The sequence below is a fragment of the Levilactobacillus wangkuiensis genome, from assembly GCF_016861605.1.
GTDB lineage: Bacteria > Bacillota > Bacilli > Lactobacillales > Lactobacillaceae > Levilactobacillus > Levilactobacillus wangkuiensis.
On the sequence record NZ_BOLM01000010.1, the window covers coordinates 67,342 to 92,559 of the forward strand.

At 50.5% G+C, this 25,218-nt stretch carries 21 protein-coding genes and 2 other annotated features; of the genes, 2 read left to right on the top strand and 19 right to left on the bottom strand.

Features of this window, described 5'->3' with window-relative positions; genetic code table 11:
* Window positions 1-584: 584 nt before the first annotated feature.
* The 19 genes from pgsA to ezrA form a co-directional block, all read right to left on the bottom strand.
* Window positions 585-1,172 (bottom strand): CDP-diacylglycerol--glycerol-3-phosphate 3-phosphatidyltransferase, encoded by a 588-nt coding sequence (gene pgsA / locus JUF13_RS08875; RefSeq protein WP_203639267.1) that lies wholly within the window; start codon window positions 1,170-1,172, stop codon window positions 585-587.
* A gap of 71 nt (window positions 1,173-1,243) precedes the next feature.
* Entirely contained in the window at window positions 1,244-2,188 is a 945-nt protein-coding gene (locus tag JUF13_RS08880; RefSeq protein WP_203639269.1) for a helix-turn-helix domain-containing protein, read from the bottom strand.
* A 112-nt stretch (window positions 2,189-2,300) separates the two neighbouring features.
* The gene (yfmH, locus tag JUF13_RS08885; RefSeq protein WP_373300833.1) at window positions 2,301-3,587 is read right to left on the bottom strand and encodes an EF-P 5-aminopentanol modification-associated protein YfmH; all 1,287 of its coding nucleotides are present in this window, start codon (window positions 3,585-3,587) and stop codon (window positions 2,301-2,303) included.
* Entirely contained in the window at window positions 3,580-4,860 is a 1,281-nt protein-coding gene (gene yfmF / locus JUF13_RS08890) for an EF-P 5-aminopentanol modification-associated protein YfmF (RefSeq protein WP_203639271.1), read from the bottom strand. The genes yfmH and yfmF overlap by 8 nt, the downstream gene beginning before the upstream one ends.
* 554 nt (window positions 4,861-5,414) lie before the next feature.
* Window positions 5,415-6,266: an amino acid ABC transporter substrate-binding protein gene (locus JUF13_RS08895; RefSeq protein ID WP_203639272.1), complete on the bottom strand. Its 852-nt coding sequence runs from the start codon at window positions 6,264-6,266 to the stop codon at window positions 5,415-5,417.
* Window positions 6,267-6,278: 12 nt separating this feature from the next.
* The gene (locus tag JUF13_RS08900) at window positions 6,279-6,914 is read right to left on the bottom strand and encodes an amino acid ABC transporter ATP-binding protein (RefSeq protein WP_203639274.1); all 636 of its coding nucleotides are present in this window, start codon (window positions 6,912-6,914) and stop codon (window positions 6,279-6,281) included.
* 18 nt (window positions 6,915-6,932) lie between these two features.
* Window positions 6,933-7,574 carry an amino acid ABC transporter permease gene (locus JUF13_RS08905; RefSeq protein ID WP_125765732.1) on the bottom strand — a complete coding sequence of 214 codons (642 nt, stop codon included), beginning with the start codon at window positions 7,572-7,574 and terminating at the stop codon, window positions 6,933-6,935.
* A 182-nt stretch (window positions 7,575-7,756) separates the two neighbouring features.
* Window positions 7,757-7,983 (bottom strand) — a binding site (T-box leader).
* 207 nt (window positions 7,984-8,190) lie between these two features.
* Window positions 8,191-8,997, bottom strand: coding sequence for a septum site-determining protein MinD (gene minD, locus JUF13_RS08910; RefSeq protein WP_125765731.1), 807 nt, complete (start codon window positions 8,995-8,997; stop codon window positions 8,191-8,193).
* Window positions 8,998-8,999: 2 nt separating this feature from the next.
* Window positions 9,000-9,671: a septum site-determining protein MinC gene (locus JUF13_RS08915; protein ID WP_125765781.1), complete on the bottom strand. Its 672-nt coding sequence runs from the start codon at window positions 9,669-9,671 to the stop codon at window positions 9,000-9,002.
* Window positions 9,672-9,689: 18 nt separating this feature from the next.
* Window positions 9,690-10,217 carry a rod shape-determining protein MreD gene (mreD, locus tag JUF13_RS08920; protein ID WP_203639276.1) on the bottom strand — a complete coding sequence of 176 codons (528 nt, stop codon included), beginning with the start codon at window positions 10,215-10,217 and terminating at the stop codon, window positions 9,690-9,692.
* A 13-nt stretch (window positions 10,218-10,230) separates the two neighbouring features.
* Complete coding sequence (mreC, locus tag JUF13_RS08925) at window positions 10,231-11,082, bottom strand: rod shape-determining protein MreC (protein ID WP_203639278.1); 852 nt, start codon at window positions 11,080-11,082, stop codon at window positions 10,231-10,233.
* 83 nt (window positions 11,083-11,165) lie between these two features.
* On the bottom strand, window positions 11,166-12,170 hold the full coding sequence (locus JUF13_RS08930) for a rod shape-determining protein (RefSeq protein ID WP_125765728.1): 1,005 nt from the start codon (window positions 12,168-12,170) through the stop codon (window positions 11,166-11,168).
* A 206-nt stretch (window positions 12,171-12,376) separates the two neighbouring features.
* Window positions 12,377-13,024 carry a JAB domain-containing protein gene (locus tag JUF13_RS08935; protein WP_203639280.1) on the bottom strand — a complete coding sequence of 216 codons (648 nt, stop codon included), beginning with the start codon at window positions 13,022-13,024 and terminating at the stop codon, window positions 12,377-12,379.
* 43 nt (window positions 13,025-13,067) lie between these two features.
* Window positions 13,068-14,384 (bottom strand): bifunctional folylpolyglutamate synthase/dihydrofolate synthase, encoded by a 1,317-nt coding sequence (locus JUF13_RS08940; protein WP_203639282.1) that lies wholly within the window; start codon window positions 14,382-14,384, stop codon window positions 13,068-13,070.
* Between the two features lie 797 nt (window positions 14,385-15,181).
* The gene (locus JUF13_RS08945; protein WP_203639289.1) at window positions 15,182-17,848 is read right to left on the bottom strand and encodes a valine--tRNA ligase; all 2,667 of its coding nucleotides are present in this window, start codon (window positions 17,846-17,848) and stop codon (window positions 15,182-15,184) included.
* Between the two features lie 67 nt (window positions 17,849-17,915).
* Window positions 17,916-18,129, bottom strand: a binding site (T-box leader).
* A gap of 23 nt (window positions 18,130-18,152) precedes the next feature.
* On the bottom strand, window positions 18,153-18,662 hold the full coding sequence (gene tpx / locus JUF13_RS08950; RefSeq protein ID WP_203639291.1) for a thiol peroxidase: 510 nt from the start codon (window positions 18,660-18,662) through the stop codon (window positions 18,153-18,155).
* A gap of 595 nt (window positions 18,663-19,257) precedes the next feature.
* Window positions 19,258-20,475, bottom strand: coding sequence for a tRNA uracil 4-sulfurtransferase ThiI (thiI, locus tag JUF13_RS08955; protein ID WP_203639293.1), 1,218 nt, complete (start codon window positions 20,473-20,475; stop codon window positions 19,258-19,260).
* Between the two features lie 20 nt (window positions 20,476-20,495).
* Window positions 20,496-21,641: a cysteine desulfurase family protein gene (locus JUF13_RS08960; RefSeq protein ID WP_203639295.1), complete on the bottom strand. Its 1,146-nt coding sequence runs from the start codon at window positions 21,639-21,641 to the stop codon at window positions 20,496-20,498.
* A gap of 177 nt (window positions 21,642-21,818) precedes the next feature.
* Window positions 21,819-23,555, bottom strand: coding sequence for a septation ring formation regulator EzrA (gene ezrA / locus JUF13_RS08965; RefSeq protein WP_203639297.1), 1,737 nt, complete (start codon window positions 23,553-23,555; stop codon window positions 21,819-21,821).
* A 187-nt stretch (window positions 23,556-23,742) separates the two neighbouring features.
* On the opposite strand from ezrA, the gene msrC reads away from it, so the two are divergent.
* Both msrC and rpsD read left to right on the top strand, forming a co-directional pair.
* Complete coding sequence (gene msrC, locus JUF13_RS08970; RefSeq protein WP_125766019.1) at window positions 23,743-24,213, top strand: free L-methionine (R)-S-oxide reductase MsrC; 471 nt, start codon at window positions 23,743-23,745, stop codon at window positions 24,211-24,213.
* 198 nt (window positions 24,214-24,411) lie between these two features.
* Window positions 24,412-25,017, top strand: a complete 606-nt coding sequence (gene rpsD / locus JUF13_RS08975; RefSeq protein ID WP_125766020.1) for a 30S ribosomal protein S4 — start codon at window positions 24,412-24,414, stop codon at window positions 25,015-25,017.
* The last annotated feature ends 201 nt before the right edge of the window (window positions 25,018-25,218 follow it).

The window sequence follows — 25,218 nt, forward strand, 5'->3', positions numbered from 1 at the left end:
TATTTTTTTCAAATTTATTTTTAAATACCAAGCAAAACGCCCACAATACAACGTTCAGCCATTTCTTCAACCACATCAAAGAAACGACACCTGTACTAAAATCCTACCACAATCACGCCATAACTGGTTAATATTGCCTCATAAATCGTGAGAAATCCAAACAAAAATGGCGACTACCAGTCATTAGCAACTGGGAATCGCCATACAATTATTTTTAAATTTTAACACCAGCTGAGAATCAGTAAATAACACCTATCACGGCATCCACCCGTAGAAAAGAGTGAATAACGAATTAAACCAGTCTTAGCCGCAGAGGCTGGGAAAACTGGACCGGTCGTGGAAGTGACCAGAGGCGGATCAAAGTGACCAGCTGTGTCGATGGTCTTAGCTGAGGTTTCTCACTCAGCTTAGACCATGGGACAACCTTTGAGACCGCCCCCCAGGCTCAAAGTTGAGGTGGAAGCCCGCCCTGCGGCTGGAACCGGCCCCACAGCAGGGCACTTTGAATCCGCCGCCGGGAACGGAAACGACCAGGCCCAGTTTTCACCAGCCCGGAGGCGCCATCAAAGACTAGTTTAATCCAGTTATTCTGCGGAGGATTCGGCGAAGACTTGGCGGTTCTGGACAAAGTAGTCGATCCCAGAGTAAATCGTGAAGAACAAGCAGATATAGAAGAAAATCAGCGCCATTGGCACATTGATACTCCCAAACCCAATGTTGTTCAACAGTAACAGGATAATCCCGACCATTTGCGTCGTCGTTTTGATTTTACCAGGCCAAGCCGCAGCGAGGACCTTGCCCCCGGTCTCCACGACAATCAACCGTAACCCGGTCACAGCCAGTTCCCGGCAGACGATGATGGCGACCCCCCAGGCAGGGACGGCGTTCATCGATACCAACAGAATGAAAGCCGTCATGACGATCATTTTGTCAGCCAGTGGATCGGCAAACTTACCAAAGTTCGTGACTAAATGGTTGCGCCGCGCAATTTGACCGTCCAGGAAGTCCGTGATGGAGGCCACGGCAAAGACAATGGCGCCCCAAACTTGGGTGACCGGAATAGCCGTTCCCAACCAGGTCACTTGGCCCCAGTCTAATGGCAACACTAATAACAGTAAGAAGACCGGGATTAAGATGATCCGGACAATGGTTAAGCGATTTGGTAGATTCACGAAAGGTTCCTCCTTAAATTTTCCAACTAAAAAAGGCGCGCCGATCGCCACGGACCGACCCGCCTTGAGTCTTACTTAAATTCCAACGTAACAGTTTGTACTTGAGAAGACGTCGTCGTGCTTGAGCTAGACGTGGTCGTCGTTCCCGAAGTGCTGCTTGAACTAGAAGCACTGCTGGTACTGGTATCGGAGGTGAAGTCAAACTTCTTCCCGTCAACCTTCACGGACGTTGCTGGGGCGTTCCCAAACTTCAGGGTCACGCTGGTTGCGGAACTTGGAATGGTCAGTGAGTGTGACGTCGAAGCTGACAAGGTTCCTTGCCAAACGGTCGACCCACTAACGGTCACGGACATCCAAGCGCTGCCAGTTGCGGACAAGCTCAACTTGGGCTTCGAGGAAGCGTTCGTCATTTCCCAAGTTGAGCCTGAGGTCGTTGAGCTGACCTTCTTAAAGCTTGGCGTCTTGGTCTTCTTTGAGGAAGACTTTTTAGACGATGAGGACTTCTTACTGCTACTGCTCTTGGTCTTGTTAGAACTACTACCAGAAACACTGACAGAACTGCTGTCCACGTTGTCCTTGGCGGTATTGTTGCCGTTGTGTGAAGCGGCGACCCAGATCCCCACGAGGATCACGAGGACGACGATGACAATCCCAATCACGGGAATTGTCCGGCGTAATTTGACATAACGTTCATCGACTTGACGTTGTTGTGAACGGGTCTCCGGATTGTTTTCGTTGACCTTATCCACGTATTCTTGCGTCTGCGTACTTGGCAAGGCGCTGTCGAACTGTTTTAACAGTTCCGCGCCATCCAAGTCGACCATATCGGCGTACTGCTTGATAAATGCCCGCACGTAAAAGTCCCCAGGCAACTCATCAAAGTTTTGATCTTCGATGGCAATCAGATAACGCTTTTGAATCTTCGTCGTCTGTTGCAGGTCATCCAGGGTGTACCCCTTCGCAATCCGCGCGTCACGCAGCGTTTTTCCCAATGTAATTTTGCTGTTATCACTCATGTTTTAATTCTCCACCTGTTCAAAATTTCTCTATAAGCAGTATAGCATAGGCGCCACCGCATTTTCAGCCACAACTCCCAGAATTCAGGATTTAACGGATTCTTAACCTCCGTTAGGGCAAAATCGTGTAGACGGTTTGCCGGCTGGCATCTGAAAATTGGGCCCAAGCTGCCTGCACATCAGCGAACGTCATGGCCTCTAACACGGCCAACTCATCGAAGAGCGTCGTCCCGCCAAATAGCGGTCCGTCGTACTGATTGGCAATGGCTTCAACCGAGTTGATGGCGCCAATCGTTCGGCCAATCGCTTCACGTTTAACCAGGTCAAATTGCTCCCGGGCAGCCAGTAGTTGTGCGGGTCCATCATTTAAAATCGCAGTTAGTTCACTGACAAAAGATTCTGGCTGATCAGTATCACCCGCCAGTTGACCAAAATGGGCCCCTCGTTGGACTTGGAAGTCATAGCCAAAACTATCGTCGATCACGTTGGCATCATACAGCCGCAGATAATTATCGCTACTATCGTTAAACAGTAAGTCCATCGCTAACGAAATGGCATCGCTGTAGGCCAGCCCCGCCTTGCCCGCTGGCACCTGATCGTACCCGCGCAGGCCAATGCTGACCTTGGGCCGATTGACCGTTAAGTGCCGCGTCGTGGTTGGCACGATTTCCGTAGCTGGCGTTTGTGCAGACGGAATCCGTTGAATCGGTTCGACCGTCGCAAACGTTTTGCCCGCTTGATTAGCCGTGATCCAGGTTAATGTCTCTTCCGGATCAAGCTGCCCCACCACGACCAAGCTCATATTACTTGGGTGATAGAACGTGTTGTAGGCGGCGTACAGGTCGTCCGCAGTAATCTTATCGATGGATGCAACGGTCCCAGCAATGTCGATGTGTAGGGGCTCGCGAGGATACAGCTGGCCAATCATGCCAAAGTAGCTCTGCCAACCCGGGTCATCATCGTACATCTGAATTTCCTGGCCGATAATCCCCTTTTCCTTGTTGACCGTCTGGGCCGTAAAGTAAGGGTCCTGCACGAAGTCAAGGAGGATATCCAGGTTTTCATGGAGATGGCTGGTCGTCGCAAATAAATAGCTGGTTTGCGTGAAGCTAGTAAAGGCGTTGGCACTTGCCCCGTACTGGCCAAATAGGTCAAAGGCGTCGTGGTCCTTTTTCTCAAACAGTTTGTGTTCCAAGAAATGGGCAATCCCATCCGGAAAACGAACGGGTTCTTTTTGTCCGCGGGGCACAAATTCATTGTCCGTGGACCCGTAGTCCGTGGTCATCACGGCAAAGGTCTTGTGGAAGCCGACTTTAGGGACCAGAATGACCTTTAAGCCGTTAGCCAACGTGGTTTGGTAGACGTTTTCGCCCAACCGGTCGTACGCTTGTTTATTCAGCATCCTGATCACCTCCATGCAGGCAGTAAGTGGCCTGTAGCGTGACTTGTTGCGCCACGTGCTGCACGTCGGCCACCGTCACTGCCGCTAATTTTTCTTGCCAAGTCTTTAAGGGTTCCGTTAAATGGGTCAATTCACTGTTCAACAGCCCCACTAATTTCCGTTGGGGACTGTCCAGGCCGGCCAAACGGGCATTGAGCAGGCTGGCCTTCACTTCGGCCAACAAGGATTCGCTGAGCTCGCCGCGCTGAACGGCGGCCAGTTGTTCGCCAATGATGGCAATCACGCGGTCCTGGTTCTGGGCCTGAATACCGCTTTGCACGCCCATGGTCCCGGTAAAGGGATTGTACGAGCTGCTGGCGTAGTAGGCCAAGCTGGCCTTTTCGCGAACGTTCGTGAACAACAGTGACAACGGTGTACCCCCGAAGGCCGCGTTAAAGACAACGGCAGCCATGAAGTCCGCATCGTCCCGGTAAATCGGCAACTGGTAGGCCAGGTTCAATTTGGCTTGAACGACTGGCGCCAGATCATCCCCGGACTGGACCTCATCGCGTTTGTCCCACCGGTAGTATGGTGAGTCATCGGTGATTGTCCGATCAGTCAGTGGCCAGGTGGTCAACGCTTCCTGCACCCGTTCTGCCGTCACGTCCCCAACGACAGCCACGTGAATGGCATCGTTGGCTAACATATCATGGTAGGTGCCCAGGATGTCGGCGGAACTGAGCTCACCCAACGTGGTCGTGTCACCCAAGGCGCTCATGGCTTGGGCGGGTTGCCCGGTGAACAACAATTCTTGTAAACGCCGGTTGGCCAGGTATTGTTTATCATCATCTAAGGATTTAATCGCCGTTAATAAGTTCTGGCGTTGTTGCGTAAACGTAGTCGGATCAAACTGACCATTTGGCAACAGCGGTTCAAACAGGACGGCCTTCAAGAGCGCCATCCCCTGTTCAAAGAGCGGGGTTGGGTCCGCAAATTGGTTCAGGTATTGTTCATCGACCACGGAACAGGTCAACCGAATCACGTGCTTCGTCCCCAATTTAACGACACTGATGCCGAAGCTGGCCCCATACATCTGGGACAGTTTGCGGGCCAAGGCCGTCTGCGTGGGATAAGCGGCCGTACTGGTCTCTAGAACCTGAGCCAACAAGGCTCGCGCGGTAATCGCCGTGGCCGTCAGTGGCGCAACAAAGTCCACCTTGATGCCAATTGTTTTAAATTGTTTTGTGGGTAACAGATCGAGCGTTACCCCGTCTCGTATGCGAAAATGCACGCGCAATTGCCTCCTCTAAATATCTGGTTGGTTTGGGTTAAGGCCAGCGCCTTACCGGGCAGTGAAAATAGGCCGGGACGCTGTGGGCGGACGCCCGAAGCCATAGTGCGGTCTTCGGGCTTACTTTGCGCCTCTGGGGCGCGAGTCGCAAAGATACCAGTTTGCTAAGCGATAAACCGCAAAGCAAACTCCCACGGCTGACACTGGCTTAACCCATCAACCGCTTATTTATTATTTCTTGATTATACCAACTCAAAGTTTTAGTTGTGTTTGAAATCATCTCGCACTGATTACTTTTCCACAACGACTCTTTCAGCCGTTGTGCTAGTAACCCTAACTAAAACCAAGCGTATCGGTGTTTAATTTTAAGGGAAGCCCGGCATAAATACAAGCAACCGCACGCAAATATGAATGAATTTGTAAAACAGCTTTCCCGGATACGCCCCCATTCGTCGACCAATCTCACAATTTTTACAAAAAAATAGTCATCCCCAAAATTTTGGAAGACGACTACCTAAAAGTGAACCCCAACCGTGAACGAAGGCCACGACTTTTTACTTATTATCAGGTAAGAGTGGCGTGTCAACATTTTCGCCAAACCACTTCTTGTTGATCTGACGCAGGGTGCCATTCGCGGCTAGCCGTTTCAGGCCGGCGTTAATCTTCTTGCGCATGGTGACGTCGCCCTTACGCGTTCCGACGGCAAATTTTTCCTTAGGGAAACTGCCGACCGTGACGCGGTAATCCTCGGGGTGTGCCTGGTGTTTGATGTAGTAATTGGCGTAGGTACTGTCAATCAGTAGCCCCTGAATTCGGCCGACGTTGAGGTCGATGAAGGCGTTGGTAAACGAGTCGTACGTGACGGCTTCGTGATTTTTGATGCGGTTCTTCAACAGCTTCGGGTGCGAATCAATATCGTTGGCCCCGGAAGACCCGGTTTGCGCGCCCAAGACCTTGCCCGTCATATCCCGATACGAGGTAATGTGATTTTTCTTCAACGTGACCAGCACTTGGTCGTTGTTCAGATAGGTATCTGAGAAGGCCACCTGCTTGGCTCGTTGCGGCGTGATGGAAAAGCCGTTCCAGATCAAATCAATCGTCCCGTTGTGCAGCTCGGTTACGTTCATGCTCCAGTCGATTGATTGAAAATCAACCTTGATTCCGTAAAGTTTGAACACGGCCCGGGCTAAATCAATATCGTAGCCGACTAGCTTCCCACTCTTTTGGCGGAAACCCATGGGCACGAAACTATCATCGAGGCCCACGACCACCCGCTTTTTCTTCTGAACGGTCGACCAGGTGTCATCGGTATTGGCACGTTGGGTAACATTGTTGCATCCGGCTAACAGCGTGCCGAACCCTGCCACCACGGCTAGAAGAACCCAGAAACGATATATTCTTTTCATTTCGCGGCCTCCTTAGTTCTTCGGTTCCACGCGGAGCATTTGATCCGCAATTGCTTCAGCAAAGGGAATATCATGGGTCACAACAATTTGCGTGATGCCCTCGTCCCGTAATTTAATGATAATTTGTTGGACTTCTCGACGTAAATCCGGGTCCAGCGCGGACGTGGGTTCGTCGTAGCACAACAATTTGGGATGCATGGCCAAAGCCCGCACGATGGCGACCCGTTGTTTCTGGCCCCCGGATAATTCGTATGGGAACAGATCAGCCTTGTCGCCCAAATCCAATTGTTTCAGCAGGCGTTCGGCTTCTTCATTGGCGTCCTTAGCGGATTGCTTCAGCACCATCGTCGGGGCCAGCGTCACGTTTTGCCGGACGGTTAAATTGGGAAAGAGTTGATAGTCCTGGAAGACGACGCCAATCACGGCATCGTTGTCCCGGTTAGAGGCAGGATCAAAGGCCTTGCCGTCTAAGAGAAATTGACCACTGTCGACTGAGGCTAACCCACTAATGCACCGCAGTAACGTCGTCTTCCCGGCACCAGATGGTCCCACGATGGTTAAAATCTTGCCATCCGTTACGGTCAAATTAATATTATCCAAGATGGTCTTGCCACCAAATTTTTTCGTAATTCCTTTAAGCTCTAACATATGTTGACCATCCTTTCCTTAACGCCAGAAACTGTAGTGCTTTTCCATCCGCTTCAAGACCACCGTACAAACGGCCGTCAGCAGGAGGTAAATCACCCCGACTAGTAACATAGGTACCAGTGTGACATCGCGCGCCATGGCCACGTTGCCGGCCCGTAACAGGTCACCCAACCCGATCACGTAAACCAGGGACGAATCCTTAACCAGGTTAATGACTTCGTTCCCAATGGAAGGTAAGACGATTTTCACCACTTGGGGAATCACAATCTTTCGTAGCGTCTGCCACTTGGTCAGCCGCAGAACCCGGGCACTTTCGTACTGCCCTTCCGGAATGGCTTGCAGGCCGCCCCGGAAGATTTCAGCGAAGTAAGCCGTGTAGTTCAGGATAAAAGCGAACAAGGCGGCGTCATACCGTTGGAACACCACGCCGATGATAGGTAACCCATAAAAAACAAAAATTAATTGCAGTAACAAAGGGGTTCCCCGCATCAACCAGACGTAGATGTTGATCAGCCAGGTCAACGGTTTAAACTTCGTGGTCATGCCCAAGCCGACCAGAATTCCCAGCGGAATCGCAATAATAATCGTCCAAAAGAATATCGATAACGTCATTCCGGTCCCGGAAATTAACGATGGTAAAATCTGACTTACATAGTGCATAACAATTCTCCTCCTTTAAACGACAAAAAGCCCTCTCGAGAAATAACCTTCTCAAGAGGGCGTCTCAACGCTGTGCCACCTCATGTTCTCGACGGGCTCACGCCACGCCGACTCAACGAGTTGCTGCCAAGCGCTGAGTGATTTGGCGGGAAATAAAAAACGCCCTCCTAGGTCCTAAGACCTAAGAGGACGATCACATCGTGGTTCCACCTCTGTTTGTTTCCGTATCACTACGAAAACCTCAGCGAGTTGCTAGCAACTCCAGCGATAACGGGCTACCCCGGACCTTCTTACTCATTTCAGAAAGTCAACTCACAGATGTGGTTCGAATCGTTAAGTCCGCCCGTTTCCATCATCGGGGCTTTCTGAAGAACCTTAACCGTTCTACTCTTCCGTTCAACGTTTTTCATTCATTGACAGTATACTACGTTTTTTTCACGGCGCTGTCAAGACTAGTTGTCACAAAACTTATTTTCAATTGATCAGTTTCATCGACCCAAATAAATTTTGTATAACTGGCCCGACAAATATTCAGTGACAGTAATCACACATCACACTACCGTTCTACCCGTGGCTAGACACCACTGTGTAAGCCGGTAAGGCGCAGCAGAGGTGCCTAACCGCGGTGGAACCAGCTGCTGACTTTGTGCCAGAAGCCCGTATCCTCTTGTTCCTCAATCTTCATCAATGGCACCGTTTCGCCCTCTAAACGCCGAGCAACGTTGCGGTAACCCTGACCAGCGGGATTGTCCGTTTGCATAACCACGGGTTCCCCTTGATTGGAGGTCGTGATAACAGCATCATCATCGAAGATAATACCGAGCAATTCGATGCCGAGGTGATGGGTGATCTCATCGATATCCATCATGGAACCGTCCTGCATCATGTTCCGGCGAATCCGGTTGATCAACAGCCGTGGAGCTTCAGTCAGGGGGTGTTGTTCCAGAAGACCAACGACCCGATCGGCATCCCGAACGGCAGAAATTTCTGGCGTCGTCACCACGATTGCGGCATCAGCACCGGAAACGGCGTTGATAAAGCCTTGTTCGATACCGGCTGGGCAATCGATCAAGACGTAATCGTATTCGGGCTTTAACTCGTCAACGATTTCCTTGACTTGTTCTGGCTGTAAGGCCGTTTTATCTGTATTTTGGGCAGCTGGTAACAAGTAGAGCTTGTCATCAAACCGCTTATCCTTAACCAACGCTTGTGGTAATTTGGCGCGGCCCTCAGCTACATCCACGATATCGTAGATGATACGGTTATCGAGGCCTAACACAACGTCTAGGTTCCGCAGCCCAATGTCCAAGTCCATCAGGCAGACCCGCTTGCCCATTAAGGCTAACGCGGTCCCGATGTTGGCACTGGTCGTGGTTTTCCCAACGCCACCCTTACCGGAGGTGATCACAATTGCTTTTCCCATTTCTAAATTCCTCCAATCTGGTTATACAACTTCGGATTAATCTTCTTCAATTGCCCGAGCTTTCCGTACGACAAGACGTGAAGGTCATTGACGTAGGCAATCGTTTGCCGTGAGTCGGTCAATTCATCTGACTCAACAATATCAAACTGCTCAGCAATCCGGACCTGTTGCGCGGTCTGAAGATTTCCCATAATCAGCTTAGATTCGTCATCGGGATACCCCGCCTGAAGAATTCCAGCGACATCCCCCATGGAAAAGATGTTGCCCGTTGTCCGGAGCTTACCACCCTCGTGAATCGTCCCCAAGAACAGGACGTCCCCTTTCATGGCGACCTCCTGCCCGTTACGAATCACTTTACTTAACAGGTGAACGTTCTCCCGCTCACGCAATTGGATTGCATCGGCAATCGTCATGACGTTCGCAGCAATCTTGTGGATTTCAAAGCGCGGATACTGGGCCACCATCTGTTCGATGCGACTCTTCTCATCCGCCGTCAAAATCCGGTCCTCAGTCAGGACGTCCAAAGAAACCTTGGAACTTTCCAAAGCTTGAGGATCCACCTTGAGATTTTCTAACAATGTTTTTAAGTCAACCAAGATTTGGTCCAGACTCGCTGATTGCTTGAGGACCAAATCATAGCCGTTTTGCGTTCCGCGTAGTACGGCAGCCTGCATAGCGTTCGTTCCCTTCACCTATTTTAACCAATTATACACCCAACGAATGGGGAAATATAAAATGACAAACATGGCTAGATTAAAAGCCAATGTTGGTCCCAGCGTGTTCACTAGAAACGCGCTCCCAGCGGCATCATTGAGGTGAACGGCGCGACTCGCCAAGTACCCCAATCCTTCAACCACAGCAATATCGATGAAATAAATCAGTAACCCACTTAAAAAGTTAGGACTGATCCACGCCACCAACTGCCGGGTCACATAGATCACTAACGGGAAGATGAAGACGTAAACCCCAAAAATCCCCGTATAGTACAGATCGAAGACTGCGCCGGCGACCGCTGCCCAACGTGCGAGTGGCATATCAAAAGCCCCATCGGCTTCAAAGATGACCCCGCAAACTAACCAGAGCACCACTAAATGGCTGATCATGGTCGTTGGGTAACGAAACATTTGAACACTAAAGACTTGGCTCACTGCCCCGTCTAGAAATAAAGCCAAGAACAGGAAGACAGGAAAGCCAAAACGTAATTTCGATAAGCGATACACGATTGGTTCCCCCTTACTGCTTGGTTACGGCAACGGTCACGATGTTCAGGTCGCTTAAGTCCGTTGCTGGCGTAATGTACAGCTTGGTAGACAGACCGTAGTCATCCCCACTGGCCTTCGCAACCGTCCCAACATACAAGCCCTTAGGCGTCACGCCACCCAGACCACTCGTGACGACCTTGTCGCCCTTAGTGATCTTGGCTTTGGTGGTGATGTTGTTCATGGTTACCTGACCGGTGTTGGCATTGTAGCCGCTCAGGACACCGTTGACCGTCTTGCCGGACTTCGTGCTAATCTGCACAGCGAACCGGTTAGCCGTGTCATTGTTGTCCGTAATCAGTTCAACTTTCGAGTTGGTCTTGTTGACCTCGGCGACCCGACCGATTAAGCCGGAACCGGACATCACGGGCATGTTCTTCGTGACACCAGCCGAAGCCCCCTTGTTGATCACGACTTGGTTCTGCCATGACGAAGGCGTCCGGGTAATGACGGAAGCCGTCACGGCCGTGTAGTCCGTTAATGAACTGTTTAAACTAATTTCTTTTTTCAGTTGCTTATTTTCTTTAGCCAAAGTCTGATCACGCACCTTGGTTTGGGCGAGTTCACTGACCTGCTTTTTTAACTGTTGGTTTTCTTGATACGTATTCAGTAGCTCGGAAATGGAGCTCACGGAGCCGCTCAACCCGTTCGTTGGAATCGCAACGACGCGGTCGACCAAGCCGACAATGTCGTTACCAAACTGTTGAACTAGGGGTGGCGTTGCTTTCTTGTTACGAACTGCCACGGACACCGTCATCAAAGCAAAGCTAACAATCACGCAGACAATGATAATGACGAGTCGCCGATTGAGAGAAAATTTCTGCATGTTTGACCTCCATCTTGTGGGTCGGGTTTATTTGGCCCGTACCGTCACAATAAAGAAGCGGGAAGCTGCCTTCCCGCTAGTCCCTATTTTTTCTTCATGACATCGATACTCTTTAATGATTCACCAGTACCAGCGGCCACACAATCTAATGGGTCGTTTGCAATGGAAACCGGCACCTTGGTTGCGTCCGCGATGACTTCAGAAAGGTTCTTCAGTAAGGCACCCCCACCAGTTAACACGATACCGTGATCAATCACATCGGCAGCGATTTCTGGTGACGTTTCTTCCAAGGTTTCCTTGATAGCCGTAATGACGTCTTGAACGGGTTCTTGGATGGCTTTGGCCACATCAACAGCGGAAACTTCCACAGCTTTAGGCAAACCAGTGACTAAATCACGGCCCCGAATCGTGGCACCGTCGATCTTGCTGGCTTCATCTACGGAAGCGGAACCAATGTCCATCTTCAGCTTTTCAGCCGTCCGTTCACCGATCAACAGGTTGAAGTTACTCCGAACGTAAGTCGCAATAGCATCGTCCAACTTGTCACCGGCAACCCGGATTGAGCGGCTGGACACGATTCCACCTAAGGAAATGGTGGCAACGTCAGTGGTCCCACCACCCATGTCAACGACCATGCTACCGGTTGGGTCCATAACGGGCAAACCGGCACCAATGGCAGCAGCAAATGGTTCTTCGATCACGTAGGCATCGCGCGCACCGGCAACCCGGGTTGCGTCGATCACTGCCCGCTTTTCAACTTCAGTCACACCACTTGGCACACAAACCATGACATATGGCTTACCACTAGACTTACCAACCGTCTTTTCGATGAAGTATTTCATCATGGCAACAGTTGTATCGTAGTCGGCAATCACGCCGTCTTTCATGGGCCGAATGGCAACAATACTAGCCGGCGTCCGACCAATCATTGCGCGTGCGTCTTCACCAACGGACACAATTTCCCCAGACTTTGTGTTCTTGGCGACAACGGAAGGTTCGCGTAGAACGATACCCTTACCGTCAACGTAGACAATTGTATTGGCGGTACCAAGATCGATCCCAATATTTTTCGTTCCTAATCCGAACACTGTGTTTCATCCCTTCATTGTCAACAAAACTTTAATTGATTTTTATTTTTATACATTGATAGACGTATTATAACATACCTATCAGCGTGAGAACACGTCGTCAATGTCAAGAATACCGAACTTTTAACGAGAAAGAAATAGTTAAAAGTGATTTTAAACAGTTTTTAATGGTTGGAGCCACTTTGCCGGTTTTTCCTGGCAACCACTTATCCGGAGATTGCCGCCGTCTCAAGTGGTAAATGCCCCGTTTCTCGCAGACTAAAATAGCTGTGCACACCAATCACAAAGCCATCCAGCAGTGGAATCCCCATGAGCTGGCCACATTCGGCCAAGCGCATCATGAAGGCCAAATCGTTGTGCGAGGGTTCCGGCAGGCCACTGGGATGGTTATGGGCCACCACGATGGCCGCGGCGCCATTGAGGATTGCCACCCGGAAGATTTCCCGGGGATGGGCCGGACAGCTGTCTAGCGTCCCCTGAAAGACCGTTTGACGGGCAATAATCTGGTGTTTGGCATCCAAAGCCAGGACTTCCAGTTGTTCCTGTGGCAAATAACGCAGGTCGTCCATCAGGGCCTGGCCCAACTGACTGCTGGCCAGGACCTCCCCCAAAATGGGCCGTGGGGCCCGCTGGACCCACCGTCCCAGCTCAATGGCCGTTAACAGACTCCGTCGCCGGGGACGGTCCCCCACGTAGGCCCGACACTGGCGGTGACTGGCGTAGCGGACATCCGCAGTGCTATGAAAATAGCGAAAGAACCGGTCACATTCCGTGGCGGCCGGTAACCCGAGACTCTTTAACACTTGGTTCAGTAACTGACGTTCATTACGCGTCGATAATTTTGGTCGTTGCATGCGTTTCACCCCTCTACGGGTTAACTCCGTAAAAGAAGGCGAATTATTCGTCGGTTCCTTTAAAATATTGCCGAACTTCAGAAATAAAGTATAACGATCCCGTTAATAAGACCAAGTCATCGGCTGAAATGGTGCCCAACACCGTCTTCAACGCGGTCGGCCAATCTGGTGCCATGGTCACGCGCTTGGAGGTCCCCGCATCCTCTAAGGCCTGAGGTGTCGCCGCAGCCCGCTTCCCTGGTCCTTGGAATTGGGTCACAACGATATGGACGTTACGGACCTTGAGAAGTGTCTGGACCATCTGGTCGTACTGCTTGTCGGCCAAGACCGCCAGGATAATGTAAACGTCATGCTGCTTAAAGTGTTGCCGCAGCAGCTGGGTCATTTCGACCATGGCCGGCTCATTGTGGGCGCCATCAATCGCAATCAGGGGTTCGGTGTTCAATCGTTCGAACCGACCGGGCCAAGCTGTGTGGGCCAGTCCCTGCCGAATTTCAGTGATATTGACCCGCTGCTTCTTGACCAAATGATACGTGATGAAGGCCGTCAAAGCCGTCGCCGCATTGTCAATTTGATATGGGCCTAACAAATCGATTTGTAAATGCCGCCAGCGCCGGTCACCCCAGGCATAGGCAAAGCGTTCACCCCACTCGTCCTCTGGTTGATTCTTCACCTTGTAATCTCGGTCCAGTGCGCAGACCTGCGTGTGATTAGCCGCGGCCGTGTCGTCCATGACCGCTAAGGCGTCCGGTGTCAAACGGCCCACGACCACGGGAACATTGGGCTTAATGATGCCCGCCTTTTGCGCCGCAATCTTAGGAATCGTATCGCCCAAAATCTTCATGTGATCCATGCCAATCGTGGTGATCACCGAAACGACTGGCGTGATAATGTTGGTCGAGTCGTACAAGCCACCCAGACCGACCTCAACCACAACGATGTCCACCGGATGACTGGCGAAGTAGCTGAACATCAAAGCCGTATCGATTTCAAATTCAGTGGGTCCCTCGGCCCCCAGCTCCGCGTCCAATTGTGCCACCACCGGTTCGATGCGCTGGACGTCGGCCAACAGGTCAGCATCGCTAATGGGCTCGCCGTCGACACTGATGCGCTCATTGAAGCGCGTGATGAATGGCGAGGTAAAGGTCCCGACCGTGTTGCCCTCCGCCATGAACAGGTCCCGCAAAAAGGCCACGGTGGAGCCCTTACCATTGGTGCCGGCCACGTGAATCATGGTCAACTGGTCCTGAGGGTTCCCCAGTAACGCCATGAACTCACGCATCCGGTCCAACGTGGGCTTCTTTTTAAAACGGTCGCGACCGTGAATAAATTGTAGTGCTTCGGCGTACGTTTCAATCAAGTTAAAAACCTCCCGAGTAGTCATTGCCTCCCAGTGTAGCAGATTTTCCCCGGGTGTGAACGGTAAATTGTCTGAGTTTTCGCCTTACCGGGTGGCAAAAATGGACCGTGACGCTGTGGGCGGACGCCCGAAGCCAAAGAGCGGTCTTCGGACTTGCTTTGAGCCTCCAAGTTCGAGTCTCAAAGACACCAATTCTCTAAACGACTACGCCGTTAAGAGAATTCCCACGGCTGAGTCCATTTTTGCCACCCTCACGGCTTACACAGTCATTTACCCATTCACTATTTTTCGCCTCTTTCAACTTTAAAAATTCACTTCTTATATCACAAATACACGCCAAACTTTCATTACTCACAATATAAAATTTTCTGTTTAATCAGCATCCCCGCTGGTTCGTCTGCAAAACACCTAACCCCCTCACCAGACAACACAGTAAGTTAGTTCACCGTACTTAATCAATTTCACAGAAAACAAAAACCGGTACCAACTACTCACGAAGAGTCGTTGATACCGGAAATTTCAGTGATTTAAGAACCGTTCTGAATACAGAAATATGCAGAACAGTCAGTCAACGCCAGGAACAACCTAGGTGGGCTATGCCAGTGCCAGCCGTGAGGTCCGCAGAAATGGGCTCAGCCGGGGGATTTTCTAAGTGGTTTCCTTAGAAAATGGCGACTTTGAGACTCGTTTTTGGAGGCTCAAAGCGAGTCTTAAGACCGCTCTTTGGCTTAAGACGTCCTGCCCCCAGCGTTCCGGCCCATTTCTGCGGACCGGTAAGGCGACCAGCAAAGACCAATCTAGATTTGGGCCTTGATGTCGGCGAGGCGTTGCTTGGTGGCGGCTAACTTCTTCTCGTTATCCGCTTGCTTTTCTCGCTCAGCGTTAACCACGTCTTCTGGCGCGTTAGCCACGAAACGTTCGTTGCCCAACTTCTTGGTTGCCCGGTCAACTTCGGCCGTGTACTTGGCAACTTCTTTGTCCAAGCGCTTAGCTTCGTCGTTCAGGTCGACCAATTCGGCCAGTGGCACAGAGACTTCGGCACCAGAGATCACGGAGGTCATGGCCAGTTTTGGTGCGATCACGTCGGCGCCCATTTCAAAGTCCTTTGGGTGAACGAACCGGTCAATGTAGTCGCGGTTGTTTTCAAAGACACTTTGTAATTTGGTATCGCTGGTCTTGATCTGCAAGTCGATTGGCGTGGACATTGGCGCATTGGCTTCGGCTCGGATATTCCGGACAGCCTTGATCAAATCGATTAGGCTCGTCATGTCGTTTTCCGCCGTGTCGTTGTCAAATTCTGGGTGGTCGACTGGGTAAGCCGCCGTGACCAGGGATTGGCCGTCATGTGGCATGGCTTGCCAGATGGCTTCCGTCACGAATGGCATGATTGGTTGCAGCAGACGTAAGGTTTGGTCTAAGACGTAAGCCAACATGTCCTGCTTGTTGGCCTTGGCAGCGTCATCGTCGCCGGTCAGGACTTCCTTACTCATTTCAATATACCAGTCACAGAAGTCGTTCCAGATGAAGTTGTAGAGCGAACGCCCAGCTTCACCGAATTCAAACTTGTCGAACATTTCCGTGACGTGCTTAACCGTGTCGTTCAAGCGGCTTAAGATCCACTTGTCGGTCAGGTCCCACTTGTCATCGGCTGGCACAACGGGCTTGGTGTTCTCGCCCAAGTTCATGATGACAAATCGGCTGGCGTTCCAAATCTTGTTGATAAAGTTCCAGGCCGCGTCCATCTTGTCGTAACTGAACCGGACATCTTGGCCGGCCGTTGAACCGGTAGATAAGAACCACCGCAGCGCATCGGCACCGTACTTGTCGATGACGTCCATTGGATCGATTCCGTTACCCAGGGACTTACTCATCTTGCGACCCTCTTCATCCCGAATCAACCCGTGTAAGAGCACGTGTTTGAACGGCTTCTTACCGGTAAATTCAAGACTTTGGAAGATCATCCGGGAAACCCAGAAGAAGATGATGTCGTAACCAGTCACCAACGTATCGGTTGGGAAGTAACGCTTGTAATCAGCGCTGTCTTCGTTTGGCCACCCCATCGTGGAGAATGGCCACAGGGCACTGGAGAACCAGGTATCTAAGACGTCAGGGTCTTGTTCCCAGTTTTCAATATCCTTAGGCGCTTTTTCATCAACGTAGACTTCACCAGTCTTCTTGTTGTACCAGGCCGGAATCCGGTGACCCCACCAGAGTTGACGGGAGATAACCCAGTCGTGGACGTTTTCCATCCATTGAGTGAAGGTGTGTTCGAACCGTTCTGGCACGAAATCAACCGCGTTGTCGCCCTCTTGGTTCTTGATGGCGGCTTCGGCAAGTGGCTTCATCTTCACGAACCATTGGGTAGACAGCCGGGCTTCGACTTGAACCCCGGTCCGTTCAGAATGCCCAACGGAATGGACGATTGGGTCAATTTTGATCATTAACCCTTGGTCGTCTAAGTCCGCAACCATGGCCTTACGAGCGTCGAAACGGTCCATCCCAGCATACTTGCCGGCGCGGTCGTTCATCGAAGCATCTTCGTTCATGGTGTTGATCCGTTCGAGGTTGTGACGGTTACCCACTAAGAAGTCATTTGGATCATGAGCTGGCGTAATCTTAACCATCCCAGTCCCAAAGTTGATATCAACGTATTGGTCAGCGATGATTGGAATTTCACGGTTAGCTAATGGCAAGATAACCTTCTTGCCCACCAGGTCCTTGTACCGGTCATCGTCGGGGTTAACGGCAACGGCGGTATCACCCATCATGGTTTCAGGACGAGTCGTGGCAATTTCAATGTAATGCTTGCCGTTGAACGTGTAGTCTGGGTCGGCAAATGGGTATTTCACGTGGTAGAATGCACCCTTGTCGTCCTGGTGAATAACTTCGATATCAGATAACGCGGTCCGGGCTTGTGGGTCCCAGTTGATGATGTATTCGCCCCGGTAGATCAGGCCCTTCTTGTACAGGGTAACGAAGACCTTCTTAACGGCGTCAGATAAGCCATCATCCAAGGTAAACCGTTCACGGGAGTAGTCCATGGACAGCCCCATCTTGGCCCACTGTTTGTGGATGGTTGCGGCGTATTCGTCCTTCCATTCCCAAACCTTGTCGACAAATTTTTCCCGACCTAAGTCGTAACGGGTAATGCCTTGTTCACGTAAGCGGGCTTCCACCTTGGCTTGCGTGGCGATACCGGCATGGTCCATCCCTGGAATCCAGAGCGTATCAAAGCCCTGCATCCGCTTTTGCCGAATAATCATGTCTTGTAAAGTCGTGTCCCAGGCATGGCCTAAATGCAGCTTCCCGGTAACATTTGGTGGCGGTAAAACAATCGAATAAGGCGTGGCTTTCTTGTCACCACTGGGTTTGAAAACATCTTCATCAAGCCAAGTTTGGTACCGACCCGCTTCAACGGCGGTTGGATCATACTTGGTTGGCATATCAATTTGCTTGTCAGCCATTTAAATCAATTCCTTTCTTTCTAGCGAAGTTAACGTTTGACGGGACAAAAAAATCTCCGTCCTAAAAAATTAGGACGAAGATTCTTCGCGGTACCACCTAAATTGGGCGTTTATGCCCCACTTAACTTCTTTGTTAACGGAGAGTGCTCCGGTCCGGGCTTACTATTGGTTCAGCCCGGCAGCTCGCAAGCTACGTTCACGTTTCGTCATCCACCGGTTTCCAGCAATTCCGGCTCTCTGCAAGAATGTTCTAACGCTACTGACTTGTTCAACGCTACTTTCACATATTCTACGCAATTTTAACCTAAAGGTCAACACGTGAGACTAATTTCTCCAGCGCATCGATGGCAGCCAGGTAATCTGGCTCTTCCGTTTGTTCCTTGACGATTTGACGGTAAACAATCTTGCCGGCGTCGTCGATGATCCAGATGGACCGTGCCAGGTTCCCTAGGTTCGGAACGTACAGACCCATTTCGTAGCCAAACGACAATTCTTCGTCAGACAACAAATCAACGTTCTCAACGCCCTGAGCGGCACACCAGCCGGTCTGTTCCGCGATTGAGTTATTTGAAATCGTGGCAAACCGGGCATCTGGATAGTGATCCGCTTGCTGGGTAAACTTCCGCGTCTGAATCGTGCATACCGGTGTATCCAGGTCAGGCACAACGCTGATCAAAGTAACTTTCCCAACTAAATTAGCCGTCTTAACTTTGTTATTGTCTTGATCGAATACCTTAAACTTTGGTAACTGATCCCCGACTGCTGGCAAGGTGCCGGACAGTGAGAATGTATCGCCGAGTCGTGTGACTTCCACGCAGATCAACCCCTTCAAGTTGTTTATCGGCCTAATGCCGATTGATTGGTTCAATTATCACGCAACATAGGGGGTCCTGACAAGCGATTTGAGTTAAAATCACGAAAAAGACAAAATTGAATTCTAACCTAGACCTAACCGGGGATATCGCTGCTGTGGCAAGGGCAGAAAATTCATGGTTAGCCGTGATACGCTAATGCTTACTGAGCCACTTGAACAGTCCCCACTGAACCACGTAGACCAGTAAGACGATTACCCAGAACAGGTTGTAATTTCCCTTCACCATGAAAATGGCTACCAGTAAAATTAAAGATAGTGTTAGATTAATGAGCCATTTTGCCTTCTGGTGGTTCACCGTCGACTCCCCCAAAATTCTTTTTAGATTACTCGTTCAGCTTACCATGCTAACGGCTTATCTCAAAGTAATTTTGCCTATGAATATAATATAAAGTTAATTATATTTAAGTGTGTCACTAACACTGTTGCGTTCTGTCTTAATTTCAATCTAAAACGCCCTAAGCCTAGGCTCAGAGCGCTTGGATATTTACAATAAAAAAGAGCCATGCCAGCCGGCACAGCCCTTCTCAAATTCTGATTAAAGTAATTCCGCGAAGACATCTTCGTTTTGGTTCAGGTAGTTGTCCCCTGGCCGGATTTCCGTTACGGTAATCCCGTCGAGTGCTTCCTGCATCAAACCTTCCACGTCAATGTACCCTTCGTACTTCCGTGACTTTTCCAAGTCGGGATGCGTCTTGGGTGCTGGTGGCGTGAAGATGGTACAGCAGTCTTCGTATGGCAGGATAGACAGGTCATAGGTGTCGATATCTTCGGCAACCTTGATGATTTCCGTCTTGTCCATGGACAGCAGTGGCCGCAAGATTGGCATGGACGTCACATCATTGATGGCCGCCATACTTTCCAACGTTTGCGAAGCCACTTGGCCCAGAGATTCCCCGTTAAAGATTCCCTTGGCGTGTCGCTTCTCCGCAATCGCTGCCGTCAACCGTAACATCAGCCGACGTTGGACCGTCATCAGGTAACCCTCGGGCACCTTTTCCTTGATGGTCTCTTGGATCTTGGTGAACGGTACCTGGATGAATTGAATGCCCCCAGAGTAACCGGCCAACCGCGCCGTCAGCTCCTTGGCCTTGGCCAAAGCCTGTTCGGAGGTGTATGGCGGACTGAAGAAGTGCACCATATCAATCTTGACCCCACGACGGAGGGCGTAATAGGACGCAACGGGTGAGTCGATTCCACCAGAAAGCATCATCACGGCCTTACCACCGGTCCCAACGGGCAACCCGCCGGCACCATGAATCGTTTCGCCGGACAGGAAGACCCCGTTCATCCGCACTTCGACCCGTAATTCCAGGTCGGGATGCTTCATTTGCACGGTCAGTCCAGGAACGCCTTCAAGCACAGCATCCCCCAGAATTCCATTCATTTGGTAGGTATCGTATTCAAATTCTTTGTCTTGCCGCCGGGTGTTGATCTTAAAGGTCATGCCTGGCTTGAAGACTTCCTTGACCATCTTAATGGCCGTGGCTTTAATTTCTTCAATGTCTTTATCAACCTTGACCGAAGGCGAGAAGTTTTCGATTCCGAAAACCCCCTTCAGCCGGTTCATAACGGCTTCTGAATCCGCCCCATTTAAGGTAACGTGCAAGCGGTCGTGTTGGGCCCGAATTTCCAGACTGTCAAACGTGCTGAGCGCCTTGCGGACGTTTTGCCCCAGCTGTTTGATAAAGTCTTTCTTGTTCTTCCCTTTCGTTGACAGCTCGCCGTAACGGACCATAATTTCGCTGTATTCCATTGCGCGACCCCTTTCGTGATTTAGCTTAACTTGGCAAACTGCGTGTACAGTTCATCAAAGACTTGGTTAAATTTTTCGGCTTCCGCCATGGTGTTGTGTTCGTCCAATGAAATCCGCACGGCGCTGGTGGCAATGCCATCGTCGACCTTCATGGCCTGCAGCGTGCTGGACTCGACGTGCTTCTTAGAAGAGCAAGCACTGGTCGTGGAAATGTAGATGTCGTGTTCCTCAAAGGCGTGCACGATGGTTTCACCCCGGACACCGGCAATCGCAAAGCACAGAATGTGGGGTGCGAAGACGGGTAAATCCTTAGAGAAAATCGTCACGTTCGAGAAGCTCTCGACGTGGTGTAAGATAGCCAACCGAATCTCACGTTGGCGCTTGACCTTAGCGGATTCGTCAGCCAGTAACAGCCGTAAGGCCTTGGCCATGGCAGCAATGGCTGGCAGGTTTTCGGTCCCGGAACGCAGATTCCGTTCCTGACCCCCACCGGCCATCAATGGCGTAATGGTCCGGCCTTGGCGTTTGTACATGAAGCCAATACCGCGAGGCGCATGGAACTTATGACCAGAGAACGTCACAAAGTCGACCCGGTCGTTAAAGATCTTGTCGGCCAAGCCCTTACCGATTCCCTGAACCGCATCAATATGCCAGTGAATCCGTGGGAAGTCCCGTAACACATCGGCAATTTCGTCGAGTGGTTGGATGGCCCCAATTTCATTGTTGACGGCCATCGTGGACACCAAAATCGTGGTGGGCTTGATAGCGGCCCGTAAGTCCGCAGCGGACACCCGGCCATTTTCATCAACGGGCAGGTAAGTGACTTCAAACCCTTCCTGCTTCAATTGTTCCATGGAATTGTGCACGGCTGGATGTTCCACTTCGGTGGTGATCAAGTGGTTCCCAAATTCCTTCTTAGCCATCGCAGTACCCTTAATGGCCCAGTTGTCGCCTTCGGTACCCCCACTGGTGAAGAGAATTTCACTCAGCTTGGCACCAACCAGGTCAGCGATTTGCTGGCGGGATTGTTCTAACAGGTTAAATGCCTGTTCACCAAATTTGTGCAAACTTGATGGATTCCCCCAGTAATTCTGGCTGACCTTCGCGTAAGTATCAACCACTTCGGGCGCTGCCTTGGTGGTTGCACTGTTATCAAAATAAATCATGCTGAACCCTCTTATCTTCTTCTATTGGTTCGACTCCGATAGAAATTCTTTCTCATTATAAACACAAATCCAGCGAACCACAAGCCTTTGCCCCCTGGCCATTTCATTGAAAGGGGTTTCACTTTGACCGAAAAAAGAAGCCTCACCGGATGGGGTCCGAGTGAGGCTTCCCTGAATTTAATTGTTTTCTTCGAGCCGCCGCTTGGGCTTGGCCGTTCCCTTACGGTCATAGTAGGCGTCTTCTAAACGCTTGTAAGACCCGGGTTCAACTTCGTTCAACACCGTGGCAATTGTTTCCAGCGCCTGGGCGTATTCGAACTTCTTTTCAAATAAGTTCTCGGCCTTTTGGCTAGCCGCGGCCACGTTGTCATGACTGGTCTGGTAACGATTAGCATACTGCAACAGCTGCTCGGCCAGTTGCGAGCTATCGATCAGGTCATCCGTCTTTTCCTGGAGTGTGTCCAGGTCCGTTTGGATGATCAATAGCTGCTTGGTGATCCGCTCCATGTCAATCTGGGGCTGATCCATATCGGTCGCCAGTTGGGCTACTTCATCCCGCACCACAAAGAAATAATCCAAGTAGGCTTGTGGAATGCCAGGCAGATTTAAATTCTCGACCTGCCGCCGCAAACTATGTAGGTTGAAGTCAAACTGTTGTAAGGTGTCGCGGGCCTGCCGCTCTTCGTCGGCCAACCCGGCCACACTCTTCAAAATGTCTGCCTGTTGTTCTTCGATCTGCTTGAGTTCCTTCTCCTGTTGATTCTGGTGGTCCAGCACCTGGGAGAACGTGGCCGTCTTACCGGTCAATGCCTGAACGTCTTGCTGGTAAATGCCATCGATGCCGCGTAACTGTTCGTTCAACTCACGGGCCGTTTCCAGCTCCTGATGGTCCAGCGTATAGTTCTGACTCAACCGATCCAACTCGTTTAACAGGGAGTGACTCTGGTTTTGCGCGTGGGCAATGAACTTGGCGACGCGGTCCAGATTCGTTTCAACCGGGTCCTTAGCGTCCATTTCCGTTTGCATCAGGTCGTAAATTTGGTCGATTTGCTTGGCGATACGGTCGTTAACCACCTTGGCATCCTCGGGCCGCAAATCATTTAATGTATTTAAATTATCTTTGATGTGTTCCTCAGCATCGTGAATCAAGCCGGGAATATCTTGATCCCCGAAGCGATATTGTTCGCTACTCAGTTGTTGGTAGCCGCCCTTTAATTCTTTCACTTGATCGGGATAAACCACGGTCAGATCCTTGTACACCGGCGGAATAGCCGCAATCAGGTCTTCCAAGTTGGTCGTATCCTCTTGGAGTTGCGTTAACACGTCCGCAGCCCGCTCGTGGTCCCCTTCTTGGGTCAACCGGGTAAACGTATCAAAGTTGCCCTCAAGTTGGCCTAAGCGTTCCTCTAAGCCATCAATGCTGGGGCCAAACGCAAAGTTTTTAGCCAATAGCGTTTTTCGCAGATCCTGGTACTTCTTTTCCAGGTCCCGCACGGCTTCACGGTGTTGCTTATCAACTTCCTGTAAACTGGCCAGCTTGGCCTGAACGTCTTGCACCAACTCATCAGTCTGGTTAACCAGCAACGTAATCTTGGTCAGCCGCTGACGCAGTTGTACCAGGTTCACCCCGCGTGAATCCTTCAGTAATTGGGTCAATTCCTGGTCAATGCGCTTGAAACGGTTCTCAGTGATGTCCTGATAATCCGCTTGTAGTTGCTGGAACTGCTCCAAAGACTGGCCCGTCAGGCTTAATTGCCCAACCAGCTTCAGTTCATCCGCCAAGGGAATTGCCACCATCGACGCCTTTTTTGTGGTTAACGCAACAACTTGTTTGCGAATACGCTGCTGGTAAACCAGCACACCCACGTAGACGACAATCGCAAGTATCACGATCCCAATCAACACACCTACCATAATTGACCCCATCCTTCATCAGCATTTCATCATTTAACGAGTTGCAAAATAACTCGGTTCATTTTACAATTTAATCTAATTTCGATTATAGCATAAGTCACGCCTAGGCTTCACTACGTTTTCACGATTCCCTTAACGTTTTCCCTATATTCGAACATTTTAATCATTAAACTTTGGAGGCCTTTCTATGAGTGATGCAATTAATCCATTAATCACCGAACAACTTGACGCTTTGTTATATGAGGAAACGAACCTCGTCGCCAACCTATCAAATGCCGCTGCGCTCCTCAAGCAAACCTTGACGGACGTGAACTGGGCCGGCTTTTACCTGTATCAGGCGGCCACGGATGACTTGATCCTTGGCCCCTTCCAGGGCAACGTCGCCTGCGTCCACATTGAGAATAACCACGGCGTGTGTGGCACCGCACTAGCAACCCAGGAGGTCCAACGGGTTGCCGATGTCCACAAATTTGCCGGCCACATTGCCTGTGACTCCGCCAGCAACGCCGAGGTCGTCGTTCCCTTAACGTTGGCTGATGGCACGAAGCTGGGGGTCATGGACATCGACTCCCCGAGCATCGACCGGTTCAGCGCGGCAGATCAGGCCGTTTTGGAAGAATTCGCCCGGGTTCTGTTGAAACACGTTGACAAAGCATAGTCCTTCAGGTTATACTGCTCGTTGTGTAAAATAATGCAGCGATAAGTGGTAAGCTCGTCAACAGATTGTTGCCGTTACATTGGTTCAGGAAGTAACCTGCGGCTGCATACGGTGAAACCTGCAAAGCAACCTGCACGAATACTAAACTTATATACAGCTTATTTTACTCCAAATAATATTTTATTGGAGGAACTATCTATGTCTCGTTACACTGGCCCAAGCTGGCGCCTTTCTCGTCGTTTAGGGGTATCCCTTTCCGGCACTGGTAAAGAATTAAACCGTCGTCCTTACGCACCTGGTGATCATGGTCAAGGACGTCAAAAGAAGCTTTCTGAATACGGTACGCAATTGCGCGAAAAGCAAAAGCTCCGGTTCACTTACGGCATGACTGAACGTCAATTCTACAACTTGTTCAAGCGTGCCGGCAAGATCTCTGAAGGTACCCATGGTACGAACTTCTTAATCTTGCTCGAACGTCGTCTGGACAACATGGTTTACCGTTTAGGTTTGGCTACGACTCGTCGTCAAGCTCGTCAATTGGTTAACCATGGTCACATCACCGTTGATGGTAAGCGCGTTGACATCCCTTCATACGAAGTCGAAGTTGGCCAAATCATCTCCGTTCGTGACAAGTCTAAGGACATGACTGTCATCAAGGGCGCTGTTGAAGCCGTTGTTGGCCGTCCACAATACGTCGAATTCGACGCTGACAAGCTGGAAGGTTCCCTTACCCGCTTCCCTCAACGTGAAGAATTAGATGCAGAACTTGACGAATCTCTTATCGTTGAATATTACAACCGTTAAGATTAATTCTGACTGGTTTAAAAAAGGTCTCGCCTTTGGCGGGGCCTTTTTATTTTGGCTCTTTGTCAACGGGTGTTGATGAGGGGAATTTGAGAGGTTCAATTCATTTTCGAATTGGGCCTCTTTTTCTACGGCTTGTCAATAAGAATGTTGTTAAATTAACGATTTACAGTGAAGTGTTTCGGGTATTGGTTAGGTGAC